The sequence below is a fragment of the Paenibacillus sp. N119s genome (assembly GCF_059447605.1).
This window is the reverse complement of sequence record NZ_JCAJRU010000408.1, coordinates 1-2,159: the sequence shown is the minus strand read 5'-3', so window position 1 is coordinate 2,159 and position 2,159 is coordinate 1. Positions and strand designations below refer to the sequence as shown.

The window sequence follows — 2,159 nt, the reverse complement described above, 5'->3', positions numbered from 1 at the left end:
AAGGATCGTCTGGTGGGACTGATGACCGAGCGTTCGGTGGACATGATCGTGGGCATCTTCGGGATTTTAAAAGCTGGAGGTGCGTATGTCCCTATCGATCCGACGTATCCGGAGGAACGTATCCGCTATATGCTGGACGACTCGGGAGCGAAACTGCTGTTGACACAAAGTCATCTGGTGGACAAAGCAGCTATCGATGGAAACGTGCTCGTGCTGGATGGAGCACAAAGTGTGTACCACGAGGATGGTTCTAATCTGGAGCCGCTGTCGGGTCCGAACGATCTGGCATATGTCATCTATACGTCGGGTACAACCGGGCAGCCGAAGGGCGTGATGCTGGAGCACCACGGACTGTGCAATCTGAAAACGTATTTTGATCAGACGCTCAAGATTCGTGCATCGGATCATGCGCTGCTATTTGCCAGCTACTCGTTTGACGCGGCTTGCTGGGAAATCTTCCAGGCGCTGTTCTGCGGAGCCACGTTGTACGTGCCAACGACAGAGACGATTTTGAACTACGAGCGGTTTGAGCAATATATGGCGGATCACCGGATTACTGTGGCCGCTTTGCCGCCGACTTATGCGGTGTATTTGGAGCCGGGGCGGATGCCGCACCTGCGTATTTTGTTCACTGCGGGTTCAGCCTCATCCACCGAGCTGGTATATAAATGGAAGGATCAGGTGGCGTACTATAACGGTTACGGGCCAACTGAAAACTCGGTGGCAACGTCGATCTGGCCGGTATCTGAGGATAAGCGGGCAGGCCAACTCATTTCCATTGGACGCCCTGTGCCCAATCACCGGGTATACATGGTGGATGTGCATGGACATTTGGCGCCGGTCGGCGTAGCGGGTGAACTATGCGTATCCGGTCCGGGCCTGGCGCGGGGGTATCTGGATCGACCAGAACTGACGGCCGAGAAATTTGTAGCGAACCCGTTTGCGGCGGGTGAAGCCGGCTATGAGCGGATGTACCGGACGGGAGACTTGGCAAGATGGATGCCAGACGGCAACATCGAATATTTGGGCCGGATCGATCATCAGGTGAAAATCCGGGGCTACCGGATCGAGCTGGGCGAGGTCGAGGCACAGATTCTGAAAGTGGAAGACGTGCAAGAGGTCATCGTACTGGCCCAAGCGGACGAGCAAGGGCAAAACCAACTGGTGGCGTACTATGTCGCTGAAAGAGAAGTAAACGCTGGAAAGCTGCGCAGCTTGCTGGGTGAAGAATTACCCAACTACATGGTGCCTTCGTATTTCATCCAGCTGGAGCAGATGCCACTGACGCCGAACGGTAAAATCGACCGCAAGGCCTTGCCAGCACCGGAAGGCAGCCTACAAAGCGGAGCGGATTATGTAGCGCCGCGCACAGCGCTGGAGCAGACGTTAGCTTCCATTTGGCAAGGGGTGCTAGGAGCGAAGAGCGTCGGCATTTTGGATAATTTCTTTGATCTGGGCGGCGATTCGATCAAAGCGATCCAGGTATCCTCCCGTCTGCTGCAAGCGGGCTACAAGCTGGATATGAAGGATTTGTTCCAATATCCGTCCATTTCGCTGCTGAGCGGTCATGTACACAACGTTAGCCGTACAGCCGATCAGGGTGAAGTTTCGGGCAACGTCAAGCTGACTCCGATCCAGCAATGGTTCTTTGAACTATCGTCGGCAGAGCCGCATTATTTCAACCAGTCGGTGATGCTGTACAAAGCGGAAGGTTTCGATCTAGACGCATTGCATCGCACGGTGACCAAGGTGACGGAACATCATGATGCGCTGCGTATGGTTTTCCGTCAGACCGAACAGGGCTATGAAGCGTGGAATCGCGGTGTGAAGGAAGGCGAGTTGTATCATCTGGACGTTGTCGATTTGACGGATGTGCAAAACATGGAAGAGGTGGCAGCCGCCATTGAAAGGAAGGCGAGTGCCATCCAAAGTTCTATTCGTCTGGATGAAGGGCCGCTGGTGAAGCTGGGGCTTTTCCGCTGCATGGATGGAGATCATTTACTGATTGCCATCCACCATTTGGTCGTAGATGGGATTTCATGGCGGATTGTGTTTGAGGATTTTGCGACTGGATATGAGCAGGCCGTTCGGGGAGAAGCGATTCGCTTGCCATATAAAACGGATTCGTTCTCTGCTTGGGCAGAGCGGTTGTCTCAATA

Annotated in this window: 1 protein-coding gene; it reads left to right on the top strand. The window is 54.1% G+C overall.

Annotated elements, in window-relative coordinates:
- The coding region (locus AC5V8P_RS25220; RefSeq protein WP_495474017.1) for an amino acid adenylation domain-containing protein at window positions 1–2,159 on the top strand (2,159 nt) is incomplete at both ends.